This window comes from Paenibacillus marchantiophytorum, from assembly GCF_014640555.1.
Taxonomy (GTDB): Bacteria; Bacillota; Bacilli; order Paenibacillales; family NBRC-103111; genus Paenibacillus_E; species Paenibacillus_E marchantiophytorum.
Genome location: NZ_BMHE01000016.1, coordinates 1 through 19,377 on the forward strand (window position 1 = coordinate 1; position 19,377 = coordinate 19,377).

Consider the following 19,377-nt stretch of genomic DNA (forward strand, 5'->3'; position numbering starts at 1 on the left):
AAATATAAACCTTATTATAAATTTTTTTGAATTTCCTCCTAGTCGGCATGTGCTCCGTAAAGGTGAATCAGCCGCTAAGGAGCACAATGCCTTATCATGTCATATATTTTGCAAAGCTTCTGCAAATAAGACCCTGTAGTTCCGCTATGACCCTCGCAACCCTGCTTTTTGCTTAAATAACGTCCTCTAGTTCCCTTTAATAGGCTCTATTGCGAATAAGAGGCTGATCGCTCAGGGCGGCGAAGCTGATTTTCTCGGCGACTCAACCTGCGCATACACGCTTGGCAAGAAGCGGCTTGGGACTAGCTGAAGTCGTCGTGTCCCGCTCATCCTGAACCACAGTAATCGTCCCTGTATTACCTACATAAATTTGGTTCGTTCTTGTGTTCAACGCCATATTGCCGGATGAATTCCCAGTGCGCAGCGTAGTCAGGAGTTCATTATTTTGGCCGCCATAGACAAATAAATTGCGGTTATCCGTATCTCCGATAAAATAGTGGTTTGTTAGTGGATTTACAAGCAAGGAGGCAAAGGTCGGAATGCGCAGCGTCTTCACGATCCGATTCGTATCCCCATCCAGCACAAAAAGCTTGCCTCTGCCTTCCTGCTGGGCACTAGTCACGTAAATCCGGTTCGTGAGAGCATTCATGGCAAGCTCGCTTTGCCGACTTCCAAGGTGGATGGGGATGCTGGGAAGAAGCGTATTCCCCTGGATCAGCGAGGCATAATTGCTCAAGTTATTGGCGATATAGATGCGGTTCGTTACACGATTGATGCCAGGGATTACAATAGGATTTCGCCCGACCTTCAAGCTTTTAATCACTCGCAGTGATGTTCCACTGATGACATGAACCAAATCTTTCTCGACGTTCGTCACATAAATCCGGTTCGTCCGCTCATTCACGGATACCAGTGCGGGCGCTCCGCCGACCTTCAACGTTTGCACGACACGGTTGGAACTGCCGTCAATGATACTAATCGTACCGCCAAGATTGGCGACGTAAATGCGGTTCCGCTTAGGGTCAATGCCGAGGCCGAAAGGACGTTGCCCAACGGGGACAGAAGTTAGGACACGGTTCGTTTGTCCATCCATAACAGAAACGGTGGCATCGCGAAAGTTCGTCACATAGATGCGATTCGTCGCGCTATTCACAGCAAGGTAGGTGGCTCCCTCCCCCACTTTCACATTTTGGATGACTTGCTGTGTTGCGCCATTAAGAACACCTACTTGGTTTTCGCTATGCACATAATAGACGCGATTCGTCACGGAGTTGACTTGAATATCGCCTACATCGCCAGCGACGGGAATGATGCTGAGGACTTTGGGCAGCTTGGACTGTGCCTTAACTTGTGTAGGGGTTTGTGACAGCCTGTTCATATGAGATCCCTTCCTCCATTAAGGTATGCATTCTTACTACTATATGGGTAAAATGGCCGTTGGGAACTTGGGTAGGCAAACGGGATGAATTTTATGCAGATCATATTTTATAATAGGAAAAATATGGTATAATTAATAGGAACATATACAAGCATGAAAACAAAGGAGCTGCCGCATCCAACATGCCAAAAATGAAAGCGGGTTCATATATAGTTATAGGGCTTGCTGCGATATTAATTGGAGCAGGATATTGGACTTGGCATAATAATAAAAAGGCTAGTGAATCAACAGGTTCCACTGCGGTCAGCGCTGTGCTCAGCGAGTCTCCGGTCCAAACAGCGGTTACTGCTCCTGCCAAGAAAAGCCTAGCTGCTTTGCTGCAGCAATATGGCTCCCTCCCTCTTGCGGACACGCACAATCATGATGCGAGTGATAAGAAGTATTTAGGAATGAAGGATGTCTGGCAGCGGGATGGGATGGATCGTGTTGTGCTGTTCGGCGATGTTTCTGAGTTCAGTGCCATTCGAACAGACGAGTATGCTTGGGAGGCCTATACGGAGAAACCTGATTTCTTCGTGCCTTTTTTCTCAGGTTTTGATTTGCGCGATAAGTCCAGTTTGGATATTATTCGCAAGAATCTCGAGATGGGCTACTTAGGCTTGGGTGAAATTGCCGGGGCGTCCTATAACTCACCGGTATTGTCCAAGGTGGAATGGAAAGCAAAGCATCCGATGGACGGCTTTCTACCGCAAATTTATGAGCTCTGCGCCGAGTATCAAGCTCCGATTTTGCTGCATATCGATCCGCCGAATGGCTTTGTTTTGGAGGCATTTGAAGAAGCGCTGAAGGCTCATCCCAAAACTACATTTATTTTTGGCCATGCCAACGCCTATAACTCTCCTGATAATATCAAAATACTGCTGGAGAAATATCCGAATGTGTACATGGATTTCTTTGCGGGATTCACGATACTCAATCCCGAAAGCGCGAACCGGATTGAGGATTTTCTGCCAGTTATGAAACAGTTCCCTGACCGATTCATGCTGAGCACGGATTCGGGCTACGGCGTTCAAAGTGAAGAGGCGGCGATCGAAGCGATGTATCGCGTCTTGGACGCTTTGGGCGACTCGGAGCTAGTCAGCAAGATAGCCTATGGGAATTTAGACGGCGTCTTGCGCAAGGAGCCTGCCACCCAAACGCAAAAAGCCGCGCTTCTGAAGCGCGACCCTTCTCGTGATATGGCCAAGCTGTCCAAGCTGGAAGCGGGACAACTGCTCTGGGGCAAGGGAAAGTGAAAGCTAGCGCAGATTAGAACGCTTCAGCAACCGCTGAATGGAGCGGTTCGCTTCGGGAAGGACGATGTCCTTGTCGATCGTCCGCATGATGCGGTTCTCCATGACGATCCGACCATTGATGATCGTCGTTTCTACATCGGCGCGTGTCGCGGAGTAAACGATGCGCGAGATCGGATCCACGTCGAAGGACGGATACGTGTGGAAGTTCACGAGATCGAGAATGGCCAGGTCGGCTTTCTTGCCGACTTCGATGCTGCCGATCTCCTTCTCCATCCCGACCGCGCGGGCACCGCCGATGGTCGCCATCCGGAAGACCGTCTGGGCGTTCATCGCCGTCGGTCCGTGGATCGGCTTTTGGATCAGCGCGGCAAGCCGCATCTCGTTAAACATATCGAGATTGTTGTTGCATGGCGCGCCATCTGCTCCTAAGCTGACGGAGATGTCCATCTTCAGCATCTCCGGCGTCTCGGCAATCCCTGAAGCAAGCTTCAGATTGGAGCCGGGACAATGGCTGACATGCACGCCGCGCTCGTGGATGATGCGTTTCTCCTCCTCATCGAGCCAGATGCAGTGTGCCAGAATCAGACGCTCATTGGCCAGGCCGAGATGGTCGAGGTAGACAACATTGCGCATGCCCGTTTCGGCTTGCACAATCTCGATCTCGCCGAGGTTCTCGGAAGCGTGTGTATGCACCTTCACTTGGTACTGCTCCGACAGGCTGCGTACTTCACGCAGCAGCTCTTCGGTGCAGGAGATAACGAATCTCGGTGAGAAGGCGTACTGAATCCGGCCGTCATCGTAGCCGTGCCATTTCTCAAGCAAATCAACGCTTTGCTGCAGCGAGTCAGCCGTTTTCTCCCGCAAGGCGTAAGGCACTTCGTCCCCTTTATCCATCATCACTTTGCCAGACAAGGCGCGGATTCCGCTGGAAGCGATGGCCTGGAAAGCGAAGTCCGTATGATGTACGGTCTCCATATCGACAATCGTTGTTGTGCCGCTTTGAATCAACTCGCCAATCCCGAGCAGCGCGGAGTAATAGATCGATTCCTCATCGTGGGAGGCTTCCAGCGGCCAGATCCGCTTTTTCAGCCAATCCATCAGCTCCAGATCATCCCCTTTGCCGCGGAACAACGTTTGGCAGAGATGGATGTGGGTTTGGACGAAGCCGGGAATGACCGTGCGGTTGGTTGCATCAATGATTTTATCCACCTGTGCCGGGTCCAAATCTGGTCCGATTGCTGTAATCCGATCATTCTCGATCAAAATATCGCCAGTAATGATCTCTGATTTCCGGTTCATAGTTACAATTTCGGCATTTTTAATTAAAATGGTCGTCATCGCGATAAACCTCCTGCTTATTTGTCATCGTAAAAGCCAGGGAACAAAAAATAGCCACGAAAAATATGCTAGTGCACATTTTTCGTAGCTAGAAATTTACGGTTTCTAAGTAGAGACCCTTAATCCAATTATTAAGGTTATACGAAATGGTTCCTATTCAGTTCTGTCCTTGCTTTCTTCTAGCGTAAACGGATCGGAGCTATTTGTCAACAGTGCGTTAGATTAACTGACATGTCCTCCCTCTTTTATGAAAATCTCATTTTCATTTCATGAACTGTGGATTGTCGGCGACGAAACCAACTTCGTATGTTTCACCAGGTTGCACGCCTAACGTATCGGTCCACCATGGACTGCCTGTGGAGGGCTTCCCATTACGGGATAATACGAGCATATGGTGTCCGTAGAGATGCATCGGATGATCGACATTGCCGCGATTGACGATGGTGGATTTGACGAGATCGCCTTCTTTGAACGTCGGTATCGGATTTTTTGGGAATACATGCCCATTCATTGTGAATAGGAAGTTCATATTGCGGTTATAAAAACCTAATTTATAATCTAGGATTAAAGTGAAGTCGTGATTGAACCGGCTATTCGCATCCACGCGTGTAGCAGACGGGGTGCCATAGTGAAGAGGATCAAAAGCAAGGGTTCGGGAGATTGCCGGCACCTCGCCTTTCCCATCCGGGGACATCAAGATCCCCAACCTGCCGTTATCCCCAACGCTGAGGTAAACCGGATGCTCCGGCATAATGAATGTCAGATCATAACGCCCCCCTGCAGCAGCTACGATATGCGTGTTGGTCAAAATATCTGGTTTATTAAGTTCAGTGCCATCAATAGCGGCAACCTCGAAATGGGTGCCAACGAGCGTATATTTTTGCTGATCCCAATCATCCGTATTAATCAATCGCATACGAACCGATGTGCCTGGCTCAATCGTCATACGCTCCAACTGATCCGATGATCCGATGGCCATCCCGGCTCCTTTCCACTGATGCGTCATCACCGTAATATCCTTCACAGTTTGCATAGGTGTCTCTTTCGGCTCGACGATCAGGGCTCCGAACAGCCCCATACGGACGGCTTCCTGTGAATCCTGTTGGGAATGATACCAGAATGTTCCGACTTGCTCAGCGCGGAGACGGTACGTGTGCGTTTCTCCCGGCATCACGGCACTTTGCGTAGCGCCGGCAACGCCATCCTCCGCATTGGAGACATCCAGCCCATGCCAATCGGCAGTAATGCCTTGCTTAATATCTTCGTTGACCAAGGTGATTTCGACCAGTTCCCCCTCTTTCATGCGCAGCTCAGGCCCTGGCATTTGTCCGTTGTACGTCCAGGCGTCGATCGTTTTGCCGGAGCTAAGTGTGACGGTCTTTGTCTGCGCGGTCAGAGTGAAACGACGATCCGGCGTTCCTTCGCGCGGGCCAGTCAGATCGGTGACCGATATCGTTTTTGCTGAGTAACCGTTCAGTCCCTCCATGCCGTGCGAACTCATGCCCACTGGTATGGCCTGACGGCCATAATCGATGGTTCCGCTCGCCATATCGATTTCTGTCGGCAACTCACTGTTATTGATGGCTGTAGTAAATAAATAGTAAGCTGAGCCAGCGATGATGACGCATACGCCTAACATGGCGGAAGCGCGTTTCCAAAAGGCCGGAACCACATAATTCGGTGCTTTGCCTATCTGTTTGAAGCGGATGTGGTGTCTCGCCCAAAGTCCCGCAGTAGCCAGGACGAAGACCGCCAGAGGAACGGTAATGTCCAGCCATTGAAACGGAATCGGCGGCACCAAAGCAAAATAAAGGGCAGTCAGTGCACCTAGAGCTGTCATTTGAAAAGGAAGAATGAGCGCTGGGCTCGCGGCTCTTTGGTATACTGGGGAATTAGGCTGCAATGCGATGTTATGCTCATCTTGATCTGCTGGGCTATGCTCATTCGCGGCTTGTTCCGCCAATATTTGCTTCGTGACACGTTTGAGTTTAATTAGCTTAGGCACCGCTGCGAACCATATGGCTAATATAGGCACAATGATAAGCGGGGCTTGGATGAAAACACGATCCAACCAGAAAACTTGCTCCATGGTTCGCTGCATCCAAGCGATTGTCCCTATGATCAAGGCTGCTGGAAGTACTGGGAACCACGACCAGAAGAGTAATTTGCGTGTTTTGCGGTTCAACCGCTCGATGCTTGAGCTGTATAACAGTCGTGATGCTTTGACGCTGCCGATCCATGCGAGAATAAAGAAAAGCGGACTGACGAACAATATAATAGTGATGCTTATGCTATACACAATGAAGAAACCTCCTAGTTAATTTGCGATAGTCTAAGTATAATACCCTGCCGAAACCCTTCATACGGTCCCGAGACTAAGTCAAATCCTAGACTAAAGTTGGGGAATCAAGCCTTTGCCCCATTGCGCCCATTTTTATGAGGTAAGCGATTGCATTGTTGTGAATAATCTGGAAATAGTTTGCGTTTTCAAAATGGTTATGGTATGATGAATCCAATCGACAAAAAGAACCTGAATTCACATATTGTAAAGGGTTTTCATTTTTGTTAGTGAAACTTTTACAATGTGTGAATTTTTTTCTCTTTGAAGAATAAAAAACATGTTAATAATTTTTGGAGGTATTTCTCATGGCTACTGGTACAGTAAAATGGTTTAACGCAGAAAAAGGTTTCGGTTTTATCGAAGTTGAAGGCGGCAACGATGTATTCGTTCACTTCTCCGCAATCCAAGGCGACGGTTTCAAAACTTTGGACGAAGGCCAACACGTTGAGTTCAGCGTTGTTCAAGGCAACCGCGGACCACAAGCAGAAAACGTTGTAAAACTGTAATATAATTAAAAAGACTGCCTTTACTTGTGTAATGGCAGTCTTTTTCAATTTAGTTCCATGCTAGGAAGAGTTTTGCAAAATTAGCGAAACACTAAGGAGGTTTATCATGTATTCCAGAAAAAAGTCGCTTGAAGAGATGCCTCTAGAAAATGTGACGATATGGTCTTGTGAAAAAGAAGGCTGTAAAGGCTGGATGCGAGATAATTTTGCATTCGATCACGTACCGACTTGTCATTTATGTCAGTCCCCCATGGTTCGAAGTGTCAAGTTACTTCCATTAGTTAATAACACGAATAGTGATCAGAAAACGCTCAAAAAGGGCGTGCAGATATAGAACTACAATGATTTGGAAAAACCACACAACTCGGAGACGTTATTGTTTCCGGATGGTGTGGTTTTTTTGCATCCAGAGGTAATATGGTATCATAGAATCATAGAGTTAATTTCTTTTGGCGGAAGGGAAGTAATGTCTGAATGAAACCGCGAACGCGCCATGAGCGCCGCTCCTCGCTGCTGTACTCACCTAAGTATTGGCTTCTTCTTACTATTTTTTGCTTACTGGCGGCTAGTATTGTTGTGTTCTTGGGAAGGCAGTATTTTACGTTGACGCCTACAGTGGAGCAGAGGGCAGAACAGCCTGCCCAGACAATGGCGCCCGTTCATCGGGATGCGCTCGATTTCCATATGATCGACTTCGAACAGGGCTGGCTGAGATATTCGGACGGTGTAATGAAGACGGAGGATGGAGGAGCACAGTGGCTGGAGGCAGAGGCAAGCTTGCCGAGTGAGGCGGCTGTGGGCCATGAAGCGGTAGACGAAACGACACTCGGAATGCTGGGAATGAGCATAAATCAGCAGCTGACCAGCCTGATGTTCGGATCCAAAACGTATCCGGTCAAACAAACCCAGTTTCTGACCGATCGAATCGGATGGGCACTCGTGGGAGAGGCCGGGGCGCTGCAGACTCCGTTATTGGTGACGACAGATGGGGGACAAACGTGGAACGGTGAGGTGACATCTGCTATTCGTGCCGCCATCCTCGCAGAGAAAGAGCGGCTTGTGCAGTTGAAAAAGGAGGCCGCGCTATACGCGTCTACCGATTCAGCCAAGGCGGCCATCCAGTCGGAGTGGACACTTCTTCCGAGTACGTCAGCCCCTGGTGACGTGGTCCTCGTTCGCCATAATAAGCCGGGGAAAGTCGAGTGGCTGGGTAAAGTGTATAACCTGCAGCCCTTCGGGGGCGGTTATTTTACTTATTTGCCGATCACGATGCAGGCGAAGCCGGGCAAATATCCGATCGGTGATCAAACGTTAACCATTCAGGCAAAAAAGTTCGAAACGCAGTATTTGAAAGTCACTGCCGAAATGGAAAGCATGAAGCAGGATACGGCGCGCATTAATGCCGATCAGAAGAAGATTGATCTGGCGCGCAGCAAGTCAGAGCCGGAGTTTCTGTTCAGCGGGCCGTTCGTGAAGCCGATCGAGGGGATTTTGACGACGCCGTATGGGTACACGCGGTATGTGAACGGGAAATACGACAGCGCGCATCTGGCTGTCGATCTGGCCGCGAAGGAAGGCACCCCGATCAAAGCGGCTAATGACGGGGTTGTCGCGCTTGCGGACAGCCTGTACTTAACGGGCAATTCCATCTATCTCGATCATGGGATGGGTCTGTTCTCACAATACGCCCACCTTTCCGAGCTGCGCGTCAAAACGGGCGATCGCGTCAAGCAAGGCGATATTATCGGGCTTGTCGGCACGACGGGATTCTCTACCGGGCCGCATTTGCACTTTACTTTTTGGGCGCATAACGTGCAGGTCAATCCCGATTTGTTCTGGGCTACGACACCTTTTCGCTGGGTGGAACCGAAAAACTAAAGAAGAGGGACACTGAGCGCGCATGGCTGCTGCGCAGGTGTCCTTTTTCATTCGATAACAGAAATGCGTTCATAGGTTTCCATGTCACAAATGACGAACAGCCGAGCCTCCTCGGGAATCAGCTGATCCAGCTTGCGGTTGATGTTCAGTTGATCGCCATCAGAGATCAGGGTAGCACCCTCTTCAAGCAGCTGCTCAAAAGCGTCGCGGTAGGATCTCCAAGCTTTTCTCCGACCAAGCACATGGAAGTTGCTATCGGATTGTTTGGTCAGAAGCTGGGACACAATGCGGGAAGACCCTGGCGCGAAAGCGGAGCGAACGGCCAGTTGTGAAATGGTTTCGTTGCCAAGGATGAATTCGTTGACGTTAACGTGTTGGAAGTTTTGCATATTTTCCCGGTTTTTAATCTCAACAATGGAGTGAACGTGCCGATAATTACGCTCAATCGTTGTGGCGACAAGCAGGGTTTTGCCATCAACGAAGGAAGGATCGCGAAGCATGGTATGGTCTTCGGTGGTGTCATTCGCAAAGACAAAAACGGCGCGTGCTTTCGTCATATTGGCCATTTCCAACGTTTCCAGATGTGTCGGATTGCCTTGAATGTAATGCACGCGATTATGGATGATAGGCGTCTTTTCCAGTGTATCAATAAGCACGATCTCGGTTTCCTCATCGGAATTCAGAATTTCTTGAATGGCAAGTTCCGCATGTTTGCTCCAATCGATCATGACGAAGTGTTGTTCACCTTGATATCTCAATTTGCCCGCCTCCTTTCGTTGTCTGTAAATGAATAGGGAATCAATCACTTTGCCAATGGTTACAGAAATTAAGCCGATACCGAAAATGTAGAGAAATATTCCGAGGCACTTGCCTGCTACCGTTCTGGGATAATAATCCCCGTAGCCGGTTGTGGTCACGGTTGTCATGACCCACCAGAGGCCGTTGAAGAGGTTGCCGAAGGTTTCTTTTTCCAAGAGATAGGCACAGGAAGAAGACAGCATAAGAAACAGAAGGGCGAGACCGAATACAAACTTGTTATTCAATCGCAGCAATTTGAGAAAGAACTTAGTGAAATAGAACATGTGCGGCATCCTTTCTCTTAGGGATCATTTCATGTTAAAATAAGGAACAAATGTTCTGGAATGGAGAATCATCACATGGCTGATATCGTCAATATTTCTGTGCGCTCTTTGGTTGAGTATGTGTACCGCAGGGGCAGTATCGAGATCGGCTTTCGAACGAGCAAGGCGCTGACCGAAGGCACCAAGGCCCATCAGAAACTGCAGAAACAATATGGCGAATTGGATCAGCATGAGGTGTATGTATCGGCAGAGATTCCTTATGAAGGCCTTATATTTGTCATTGATGGACGCTGTGATGGGTTGCTGATGGATGACGATGGCATAACGGTTACGGTGGATGAAATCAAATCGACTTCCGGGGATATCACGCTGATTGATGCGGATTCCTATCCCGTCCACTGGGCGCAAGCGAAGTGCTATGCCTATATGGTAGCCAAAGATCGCGGTCTTAGCCGCATGCGCATACAACTTACTTATATGCAGGTCGAGACGGAGGAAACGCTTCGCTTTGTGGAGGAAGCAGCGGCGGACGAGTTGGAGCAGTTCGTGTGGCAGGTGGTGCGGCTGTATTATCCGTACGCACAGGCTAGGTATGAGCATGAGCAGCGAAGGAATCGGAGTGTGAAGGAGTTGGCTTTCCCGTTTCCGAGCTACCGCGAAGGGCAGCGCAAGCTTGCTGGGGCAGTCTATCAGACGATCCAGGAAGGGCATAAGCTGTTCGCCAAAGCGCCAACAGGCATCGGGAAGACGATGTCGACCTTATTTCCCTCCGTCAAAGCGATTGGACAGGGGCTGCTGCAGCGGATTTTCTATTTGACGGCGAAGACAATAACGCGCACCGCAGCGGAGGAAGCTTTTGCGCTTATGCAGAGCCAAGGACTGCAGCTTCATACTGTGACGATAACCGCGAAAGATAAGGTTTGTTTTCAGGAGGAGGTTCGCTGTACCAAGGAGCATTGCGAGTTCGCAGACGGGTATTTTGACCGGATTAATGAGGCGGTGCTGGATGTGCTGCGGCATGCGACAATTATGACACGTCCCGTTATAGAATCGTATGCGCGTAAGCACCGCGTATGTCCTTTTGAGTTTTCACTGGATATCGCTTATGCGGCGGATGCGGTTATATGTGATTACAATTATATTTTCGACCCTCGCGTGAATTTGAAAAGGTTGTTTGAGGAGCAGAAGCGGCATACCGCTTTGCTGGTGGATGAGGCGCATAACCTTGTCGACCGCGCGCGGGAGATGTACAGCAGCGAGCTGCCCAAATCGAGTTTTCTCGCGCTGCAAAGAGAATACAAAGGCGTTCGCGCAGAGCTGCACGATGCGGCCAAGGCGCTTAATCAGTATTACATCGCGCTGCGTAAAAGGTTGGGCGACAGCCAGATGCTCGTGGAGCCAGAGCTGCCGGAGAGTTTGATCGCCCTGCTCGAAGTGTTCATTGCGGCGGCAGAAAAAGAGCTGGCCGGGCAAGGGGGCTCGGCGGCTTCCTCCGCAGTTCTTCTGCTGGAGGTGTATTTTAACGCGCAGAACTTTGTGCGGATTGCCAAGTTATTCGATGAGCGGTATGTGACGTTTACCGTCAATGAGAGGAACGAGATCAGCGTGAAGCTGATCTGTCTCGATCCCTCGCATCTGCTGCGGCAGATGGGGAAGGGGTACAGGTCGCATGTGTTCTTCTCTGCGACGTTATCCCCGCTATCCTATTTCATGGACACGCTGGGAGCGGGGGAGGAGGACTACTCTGTGACGGTGCCGTCTCCTTTCAGCAAGGATCAGCTGGAAGTATTCGTGCAGCCCTTGTCGACGCGCTATCAGGATCGTGAGCGCAGCCGAGAGCCGATAGCCCGCTCTTTGCACGAATTAGTGACCGGGCGGACGGGCAACTATTTGGTGTTCTTCCCCTCGTATGCCTATATGAGCAGCGTGTACGAGGTTTTCACCGATCTTGCTGCGGACAGCGAGATGAGGGTGCTCGTTCAGCAGACGCAGATGTCCGAGGAGGAGCGGGAGCAGTTTCTGGCGGAGTTCCAGGCGGGGACGGAGATTACGCTTGTGGGGTTCGCGGTGATGGGCGGCATCTTCTCCGAAGGCATCGATTTGGTCGGAGACCGACTGACGGGCGTCGCTGTCGTTGGCGTCGGTTTGCCGCAGCTGGGACCGGAGCGCAACCTGATCAAGTCTTACTTGGACAGTACGGGCAAGAATGGCTACGAGTACGCCTACGTCTTCCCCGGCATGAACAAGGTGCAGCAGGCCGGCGGCCGCTTGATCCGCTCCGAAACGGATCGGGGCGTGCTGCTGCTGATCGACGACCGCTACTTGCAGCCGCTGTATCAGCGATTGCTGCCGGAGGAGTGGCGGGCGTACACTGTGCTCCCTGCGCAGCGGCGATAGGGGCGAACTTTGCTTGAGCGGCTGGGGGCTCTGGCGGCCCGCCGGCTCTAGGCATGCGGCGCTCGCGGGGGAGCTCAGCGGCTTCTGTGGCCGGCACGCCGAGTGTGATAACGCTGTTTTACAGCGTTAAAGCTGTAGATGCTGGCCCGAAAGCAGTTGTAACGTTGAAAAACGCGCTTACAGGAAAGGGAAATGCTGAAAACCTGCCCCGCCATGATGGAGTGGTTCGATGCGATGCGATGAGAACAAGGCAGCTGAACTTATTTGTTCGAATTGCTGCTGGTTTGCAGTTATATACAATCTATTTGGCAGAATGAGATCCGCTAGCTTAGCTATCGCGCGGAGATAAGGGAACGTCAATCCGCGATTATAGTAAAATGTGTCATGATCGCGAGTTTGAGGGAACTACAGTGCGCTATAATTCTGAAAACAGCTATATCTATTAAGCCAGAGGGAACTACGGTCCGCTATTTCACCATTTCCCGGTTGGAATCAGCAGTTTTCGCTGAAATAGCGGATCTCAGTTCCCTTTCATGCTACGTTTACACCAGTTTCCGCCAGTTAGCGGATCATAGTTCCTTTTCGCGCGACGCTGTCTGTTACTGCAAAGCCCGAAGGGAACTAGGATCCGCTATATCGTTGAAAACCGTTAATAAGGCGCTCAAAACAGGCGTTCACTGACTGACGTTCGTCCATGCATTTCAATTGCCATTGCAATACAATAAACCATCCGATGCAGAAGGGAGCGAAGTTAGAATGGGTTATGCTGCAGAAGGTTGTTATAGCGGTGGAAGGGGTACAAGTTCGACAATTGTCCTGGTTCTCTTCATTCTTTTAGTTATTATTACTAGTGCATTTGTTTGGTAATTCATAATAGACTCATGCTTTTTTAGAGATTGCAACAATCAGTTAAAGGGGCAAGTTTGAGATGGTATCGTGGATAAACGCTCGCGTGATAAAATCTATCTTCGTTCAATGCCAAACCGCTAAGCACTAGTACGTTTACAACGTTCAGCCCATTCTATCCCAATTATCCCGCTTGTCCTTTGTGATTTGTTGGCAATTAAGGAGTCTCCACTTTTCTTGCGTAAGCTATTGTTTTTCTTCTGAGAAAAAGCAATGTTGAAATTACGATGAAAGGAGTGACTGAATATGGGATGTGAAGCAGGCGTAGGCTATGGCGGCAATAGTTCAGCAGCAGTATTGGTTCTCTTTATCTTGTTGGTTATTATTACTATGACTTTTGCCATATAATAGGCAGCAGCAATGATTTTCGCCCGCATAAGCATAAGCAACTACTGAACGAAATCAAAAAAGAGTGTCTCCAACGCCGCGGCGTCAGAGAACACTCTTTTTTTACTTAAAGCGACATACGGTAAATGTTCACGACATCCTCGCGCGTCAACTTCTTGAAGTTGCCGAAATCGCCGTACACCATGGCCTTGTCTGTCATGATTTCCAGGGTGGAGTCGTCGATGTTGTAATCGGCTAATTTGCTTGGAGCGCCAATGGCCGCGAAGAAATCGCGCAGGGCTGCGATACCCTCTTCCGCAATTTGGCGATCTGACTTGTCGGCCGTCTCGATGTCGAAGACGCGCTGTGCAAACTGTTTAAATCTCGGTACGTTGGCATCCAGTGTATAGGTCATCCAGTTCGGGAATAGAATGGCCAATCCGCCGCCATGAGGGATATCGTGAACGGCGGACACGGCATGCTCCAAGTTATGCGTAGCCCAGTCGCCGCGCACGCCCATACTCAAGATGCCGTTAAGTGCCATGGTGCCGCTGTATAGAATTGTGGCGCGATCGTCCAGGTTCTCCAGATCCTGCAAGAGCCGAGGAGCGGTGTCGATCACAGTGCGTAAGATGGTTTCACAGAAGCCATCCTGCAAAGGGCTATTTGTTGTGTGATGGAAATATTGTTCGAAGACATGGGACATGATATCCACGATGCCATATACGGTTTGATTTTCCGGCAAGGAGACGGTGTGAGCAGGGTCGAGAATGGAGAATTTCGGGAAAGCAAACGGGCTGCCCCAGCCGAGTTTCTCTTGGGTTTCCCAATTGGTAATCACGGAACCCGAATTCATCTCGGAGCCAGTGGCTGCGATGGTGAGGACTGTTCCAAGTGGAAGCGCACCCTTAGGGGAGGCTTTGCGCGTAACGATATCCCAGAAGTCGCCTGCATACTGCGCGCCTACGGCAACAGCTTTGGCACAATCGATGACGCTGCCTCCGCCAACAGCGAGAATGAGGTCGATGTTTTGTTTGCGACACAGCTCGACACCGCGATGAACGGTGGTCAGTCGGGGATTCGGTTCCACGCCGCTGAGTTCGAAGACTTGAGCATCGATTCCTTTTAACAGATGAAGGACGTTGGTGTAAATCCCGTTATTCTTGATGCTTCCGCCACCATAGACGAGCAGTACGTTTTTGCCGTATTTGGGAACCTCAGCTGTTAATTTCTCCAGTTGTCCCTGACCGAAATGCAGTGTGGTTGGATTGTGGAATGTAAAAGTATTCATCGATATACCTCCTCTGTAAATCTGTTGGACAGATGTAGTCCTTCTTCATTGTATAGAATACAGTGTGAAAAAACAAAACGAAGCAATGAAGGGATACGTACTTATAAGTTGGTTACCCTATCTAGTTATTGCTGAATCTATTTATAGATAAATAGTGGAAATGATTGATCCATCTTGGAGATTTCAACGTTACATGTATAATTTCACTTTTGGGAAGTGAGTACGTCATGTTCGCAACTAGAAAATCGGATCATGTTTTAGAAACTGCCTATAGCTGTGTAAGATGGTTTTTGGTGCCGACATCGACCTTGCTATTTTTCAAATACTATTACCACACGACATTAGATTTGATTCTTTATTTCACGCTATTCATTTTTGCTATTGCTTATATGACGGGGACAGAAATTGCTCTGCATCGCAGTCCTGTCGATTCCATGTTCTATCGTTATATGACGAGAATAGGCGTTGTGATGGATTATTTGACCTTTCTTGCGGTTGTCTCACTGACCGGGGGAACCCATAGTCCGCTGTATCCGATTGCCTATTTGGTGCTTTTGCATGCGTCGCTGTATTGGAGTTTAATAGGCGCTATGGTGGCAACGTGCATGGTAATTATCGGCTATATTGGCATCGTTTTGACCATAGATGGCGGTTTCACGCTAGGGGAGATGCCGCGGCATTTATTTAACTTTGCCTTTTTAATCATGATTGGTGTCATTGGCGGCATCATTGTTTCACGGGAACGAAAGCATTTTGTAGAGAAGGATATTTTTGAGAATTTGGCTAAAAAAGACTATCTGACGGGGCTTTACAATCACCGCAGTTTTCAGGAGCACATTAGGGAAACGATGGTGAAGCAACAGCGGTTTGCCCTGGTGATGGGTGATATTGATTATTTCAAAAAGGTGAATGATCAATACGGTCATCAAGTTGGTGACGCGGTTCTGCGATCCATCGGTACACTGCTTGATTCGATGATTTCCTCGGCTTACGGCCGGGTATTTCGATATGGCGGGGAGGAATTCGCGATTATTCTGTATACGCAGGACCAACATATCGCGAGTGATTTGCTGCGTCAATTCATGGACAAGCTGCGTGAGCTGGAGTTCGGAACGGAACAGGAAAAGTTCCATATCACGATGAGCTTGGGCGCTACGATTCGAGACAAAGAGCAGTGGACGACAGAGTTAGTTGCGACAGCAGATTCCCTTTTGTATGCCGCCAAGGAACAGGGCAGAGACCGAATCGTTTGGGGATAGACACCGTAATCCTTTAATCATGTAACAGGAGGAATTCTTGTTACATGCAGCGCTGCATAAGCCCAAGAGGCTGCTCATGAGGTTGTCGGCTTTATGAGACAGCCTCTTTGGCGTTTAGTTAGGCAACTTTTTGCTTGACACTTTTTGAAAAAGGGGGATATAATAAAAAAGTAAGATGTGTAACCGGTTACACATTGGTTGTTACATCAAGCAGTAAAGCGGTAATTGTTCTTTTAATAATTGGTAATAATAGAGATAAAGGAAAATTTCGGGTATGTGTAACCGTTTACCTAATAGATAACATCGTTGGGTGTAGGCGGGTTGCTCGCATCAGTAGGAGTGGGTTGTAACGAATGGCAACAATTAGAGATGTCGCGAAATTAGCTGGTGTATCGGTTGCGACGATTTCCCGTTATTTGAACAAGAATGGGTACGTCAATGAAGATACCAAGCTCAGAGTGCAGCAAGCGATCAAGACGCTTCAGTATGAGCCCAACGCGATAGCGAGAGGGCTTGCGGGAAGGAAGACAGGGACGATCGCCCTTATTTTCCCCGATATTACGAATCCGTTCTTTGCTGAACTGGCCCGAGCTGTTGAAGATGTGGCACGGATGTACGGGTACACGGTTATTTTGTGCAACTCAGACAATCAAGCAGACAAAGAACAGACGTATATCAAAGTATTGAAGCAGCGATATGTGGATGGCATTCTGTTCGCCTCTTACAACCTTCGTTCCGACGATGTAGAAGCACTGAAGAATGAGAAGATACCGATGGTTATCCTAGATAGAGCGCCCCGTGATGCTTCTTGCACGGTGGTCAGCTCGAAGCACTTGGAAGGTGCCCAGATGGCTGTTCAGCATCTGATGGATGTGGGATGCAAGAAGATCGCTCACATTTATGGCCCGCAGGAGACAGTAACCGGCAGAGAGCGGTTCATTGGGTACGAACAATCGGTGAAGCATTTGCCATGGTATTCACCCAGTCTCGTCGAGCCAGGCCACTTCCGCGTTGATGGCGGGATGACTGCCGTAGAGAATTTGATGCAGCGTCATCCGGATATTGACGGTATTTTTGCAGGCAACGATATGATGGCGCTGGGAGCTCTCAAGAAGCTCCAGAGAATGGGGCTTAAAGTACCTGATCAAGTAGCGCTTGTCGGTTTTGACGGTATCGATTTAACGCTCATCGTCGAACCGGAGATTACGACAGTGGCTCAACCGATTTATGATATGGGCATGCTGTCTACGAGGCTGCTGATTAAGAAGATTGAAGGCGACATTCAAGAAGAGCAAACACATCTTTTTGATGTGAATCTCATTACTAGAGGATCGACAGAAAGGAAACGAACTGATGAATAAACCCCGTATTGTGGTCATCGGGAGCTTGAATATGGACATTGTAGTGGAAACGTCCCGATTTCCACGTGTTGGGGAGACACTGACAGGCGAGCATGTCCATTTCATTCCAGGCGGTAAAGGCGCGAACCAAGCGGTAGCAGCCGCTAGACTGGGAGGCCAGACGACGATGATCGGCTCGATCGGAGACGATATGTTCGGGCAATCTCTCCTCCAATATCTGAACGAAGATGCCATTGTGACAGATTACATCAAGCAAGTTCCAGATAAGCCAACAGGAATTGCTTCCATTATGCTGGCCGAATCGGACAATCGAATCGTGGTCGTTCCAGGTGCGAATGCCTGTTGTTTGCCAGAACACATTCAAGCATTGGAGTCGGTCATTGCTGAACATGATATCGTGCTTGTGCAGCTGGAAATCCCGCTAGAAACAGCATCGGCTGCCTGTATACTAGCCAAAAAGTTAGGCAAGATCGTGATTCTAAACCCAGCTCCTGCACAAAAATTGCCAGCGAACATGCTGCAAAGTGTGGACTATATCACACCGAATAGACTGGAGCTTGCGACTTTGACGGGTATCGAAACCGCTGGCGACGAACAGTTGCAGTCGGCCATGGAAGCGTTGCTGGATATGGGACCGAGCTGTGTCGTAACGACACTTGGCGAGGAAGGCTCTGCCTTTCTGCGCAAGGGTGAAACAATCGTGAAAATTCCGGCCTACCGAGTTCCTGTGGTAGATACGACTGGAGCAGGCGACGCTTATAATGGCGGACTAGCCTATGCGCTGGCTGCCGGCAGCAGTTTAAGTGAAGCTGTGCAATTCGCAAGCAAAGTATCCGCAATGTCAGTAACCAAGCTGGGTGCCCAAGCTGGCATGCCAACCCAAGACGATTTAACAAGACTTCCCATCCAATAAGACCATCCTAAGGGGGATATACGATGAAAAAAAGATTAGGAATTACTGCTCTATTGCTGCTTTCGGTTTTGGTTATCTTAGCTGCTTGCGGGAAATCCACGACAACGCCTACCAATACAGCCGAGGCAGGCAAAACGGCAACAGCCAAGAAAATCAATGCAGCGTACTTCGTGAACGGTACGCTTGGTGATAAAGGGTTCTTCGACTCCGCGCAAAGAGGTGTGAAGCAAGCGATTGAAACTCTCGGCATGGAAGTGAAGACGGTAGAAGGCGGCACGAATCAGGCAGACTGGCCTGCAGGTCTGGAATCACTCGCTTCCAGCAAAAAATATGATGTCATCGTCCTAGGGACAAGCCAAATGACAGACATCCTCAAAGACGTAGCGAAACGTTATGACAAACAGAAATTTATTTTCTTCGATGAAGCGATTACGGGAATTCCGAATGTATATTCCATGACCTATTCACAAAATGAAGGTTCCTTCATGGCGGGCGCATTCGCCGCATTAGTCACGACGAGCACAGAATTGAAAGGCGCTAATCCTGAGAAAGTCATCGGCTTTATCGGAGGCATGGACATCCCTATTATTAACGACTTCAAAGCAGGCTATGAGCAAGGCGCGAAATACGTGGACCCTGCAATTACGGTAGTTTCTTCTTATGTTGGCGACTTTGCAAACGCTCCCAAAGGGAAAGAACTGGCGCTAGCGCAATATAATTCACAAAAAGTAGATATCGCTTTTAACGTCGCAGGCGGAGCTGGGCTTGGTCTTCTGGAAGCCGGCAACTCGTTGGGCAAATATTCAATCGGGGTAGATTCCAATCAGAATGGACTATATCCAGGCAGCGTTCTAACATCCATGGTGAAATCCATCGATAACTCCGTTCTGCGGGCATTGACTTTATACAGCCAAGACAGATTAGGTTTCGGTAAAAATGAAGTGTTAGGCATTAAAGAAGGCGGAGTAGGCTTGGCGAAAGATGATTTGTACAACAAAAATGTTCCAAAAGCAATCCAAGATAAAATCATGGACATCGAACAGAAGTTAAACAAAGGCGAGATCAAAGTACAAACGACTTTGAAATAAGCCGGTGACGAGGGGGA

Annotated in this window: 17 protein-coding genes and 1 riboswitch; of the genes, 12 read left to right on the forward strand and 5 right to left on the reverse strand. The window is 49.0% G+C overall.

Translation table 11 applies throughout. The features are described from left to right. Window positions 1–262: 262 nt before the first annotated feature. Window positions 263–1,378 (reverse strand): YncE family protein, encoded by a 1,116-nt coding sequence (locus tag IEY34_RS16445; protein ID WP_189013078.1) that lies wholly within the window; start codon window positions 1,376–1,378, stop codon window positions 263–265. A gap of 182 nt (window positions 1,379–1,560) precedes the next feature. Between IEY34_RS16445 and IEY34_RS16450 the strand changes: the two genes are divergently transcribed. After that, complete coding sequence (locus IEY34_RS16450; RefSeq protein ID WP_189013079.1) at window positions 1,561–2,673, forward strand: amidohydrolase family protein; 1,113 nt, start codon at window positions 1,561–1,563, stop codon at window positions 2,671–2,673. Window positions 2,674–2,676: 3 nt separating this feature from the next. Here the strand turns inward: IEY34_RS16450 and IEY34_RS16455 are convergent, their stop codons facing one another. Both IEY34_RS16455 and IEY34_RS16460 read right to left on the reverse strand, forming a co-directional pair. After that, on the reverse strand, window positions 2,677–4,011 hold the full coding sequence (locus tag IEY34_RS16455) for a 5'-deoxyadenosine deaminase (protein WP_189013080.1): 1,335 nt from the start codon (window positions 4,009–4,011) through the stop codon (window positions 2,677–2,679). A 65-nt stretch (window positions 4,012–4,076) separates the two neighbouring features. After that, window positions 4,077–4,176: riboswitch (purine riboswitch) on the reverse strand. 97 nt (window positions 4,177–4,273) lie between these two features. Beyond that, complete coding sequence (locus IEY34_RS16460) at window positions 4,274–6,310, reverse strand: multicopper oxidase family protein (protein ID WP_189013081.1); 2,037 nt, start codon at window positions 6,308–6,310, stop codon at window positions 4,274–4,276. A 347-nt stretch (window positions 6,311–6,657) separates the two neighbouring features. Between IEY34_RS16460 and IEY34_RS16465 the strand changes: the two genes are divergently transcribed. The 3 genes from IEY34_RS16465 (at window position 6,658) to IEY34_RS16475 (ending at window position 8,736) form a co-directional block, all read left to right on the forward strand. Further along, window positions 6,658–6,858, forward strand: coding sequence for a cold-shock protein (locus tag IEY34_RS16465; RefSeq protein WP_029199448.1), 201 nt, complete (start codon window positions 6,658–6,660; stop codon window positions 6,856–6,858). 106 nt (window positions 6,859–6,964) lie between these two features. After that, on the forward strand, window positions 6,965–7,192 hold the full coding sequence (locus IEY34_RS16470) for a cold-shock protein (RefSeq protein WP_189013083.1): 228 nt from the start codon (window positions 6,965–6,967) through the stop codon (window positions 7,190–7,192). Between the two features lie 140 nt (window positions 7,193–7,332). After that, complete coding sequence (locus IEY34_RS16475; protein WP_189013085.1) at window positions 7,333–8,736, forward strand: M23 family metallopeptidase; 1,404 nt, start codon at window positions 7,333–7,335, stop codon at window positions 8,734–8,736. 47 nt (window positions 8,737–8,783) lie between these two features. On the opposite strand, the gene IEY34_RS16480 is transcribed toward IEY34_RS16475, so the two are convergent. Then, window positions 8,784–9,818: a potassium channel family protein gene (locus IEY34_RS16480; RefSeq protein WP_189013087.1), complete on the reverse strand. Its 1,035-nt coding sequence runs from the start codon at window positions 9,816–9,818 to the stop codon at window positions 8,784–8,786. 75 nt (window positions 9,819–9,893) lie between these two features. Here IEY34_RS16480 and IEY34_RS16485 point away from each other — a divergent pair, with 75 nt between their 5' ends. The 4 genes from IEY34_RS16485 to IEY34_RS36845 all read left to right on the forward strand — a co-directional run bounded on the left by IEY34_RS16485 (window position 9,894) and on the right by IEY34_RS36845 (window position 13,469). Next, window positions 9,894–12,215, forward strand: a complete 2,322-nt coding sequence (locus IEY34_RS16485; RefSeq protein WP_189013089.1) for a helicase C-terminal domain-containing protein — start codon at window positions 9,894–9,896, stop codon at window positions 12,213–12,215. 86 nt (window positions 12,216–12,301) lie between these two features. Next, window positions 12,302–12,532, forward strand: coding sequence for a hypothetical protein (locus IEY34_RS16490; RefSeq protein ID WP_189013091.1), 231 nt, complete (start codon window positions 12,302–12,304; stop codon window positions 12,530–12,532). 439 nt (window positions 12,533–12,971) lie between these two features. Beyond that, window positions 12,972–13,082 (forward strand): YjcZ family sporulation protein, encoded by a 111-nt coding sequence (locus tag IEY34_RS16495; RefSeq protein WP_189013101.1) that lies wholly within the window; start codon window positions 12,972–12,974, stop codon window positions 13,080–13,082. Between the two features lie 285 nt (window positions 13,083–13,367). Next, entirely contained in the window at window positions 13,368–13,469 is a 102-nt protein-coding gene (locus IEY34_RS36845) for a YjcZ family sporulation protein (protein ID WP_229757683.1), read from the forward strand. Window positions 13,470–13,575: 106 nt separating this feature from the next. Here IEY34_RS36845 and IEY34_RS16500 read toward each other — a convergent pair whose 3' ends face one another. Beyond that, window positions 13,576–14,739 carry an iron-containing alcohol dehydrogenase gene (locus IEY34_RS16500; RefSeq protein ID WP_189013103.1) on the reverse strand — a complete coding sequence of 388 codons (1,164 nt, stop codon included), beginning with the start codon at window positions 14,737–14,739 and terminating at the stop codon, window positions 13,576–13,578. A 227-nt stretch (window positions 14,740–14,966) separates the two neighbouring features. On the opposite strand from IEY34_RS16500, the gene IEY34_RS16505 reads away from it, so the two are divergent. From IEY34_RS16505 to IEY34_RS16520, 4 genes are all read left to right on the forward strand, one after another. After that, entirely contained in the window at window positions 14,967–15,998 is a 1,032-nt protein-coding gene (locus IEY34_RS16505; protein ID WP_189013105.1) for a GGDEF domain-containing protein, read from the forward strand. 353 nt (window positions 15,999–16,351) lie between these two features. Beyond that, entirely contained in the window at window positions 16,352–17,359 is a 1,008-nt protein-coding gene (locus IEY34_RS16510; protein WP_189013107.1) for a LacI family DNA-binding transcriptional regulator, read from the forward strand. Next, window positions 17,352–18,272 carry a ribokinase gene (gene rbsK / locus IEY34_RS16515; RefSeq protein WP_189013109.1) on the forward strand — a complete coding sequence of 307 codons (921 nt, stop codon included), beginning with the start codon at window positions 17,352–17,354 and terminating at the stop codon, window positions 18,270–18,272. The genes IEY34_RS16510 and rbsK overlap by 8 nt, the downstream gene beginning before the upstream one ends. 23 nt (window positions 18,273–18,295) lie before the next feature. After that, window positions 18,296–19,360, forward strand: coding sequence for a BMP family lipoprotein (locus IEY34_RS16520; protein ID WP_189013111.1), 1,065 nt, complete (start codon window positions 18,296–18,298; stop codon window positions 19,358–19,360). Window positions 19,361–19,377: the final 17 nt, after the last annotated feature.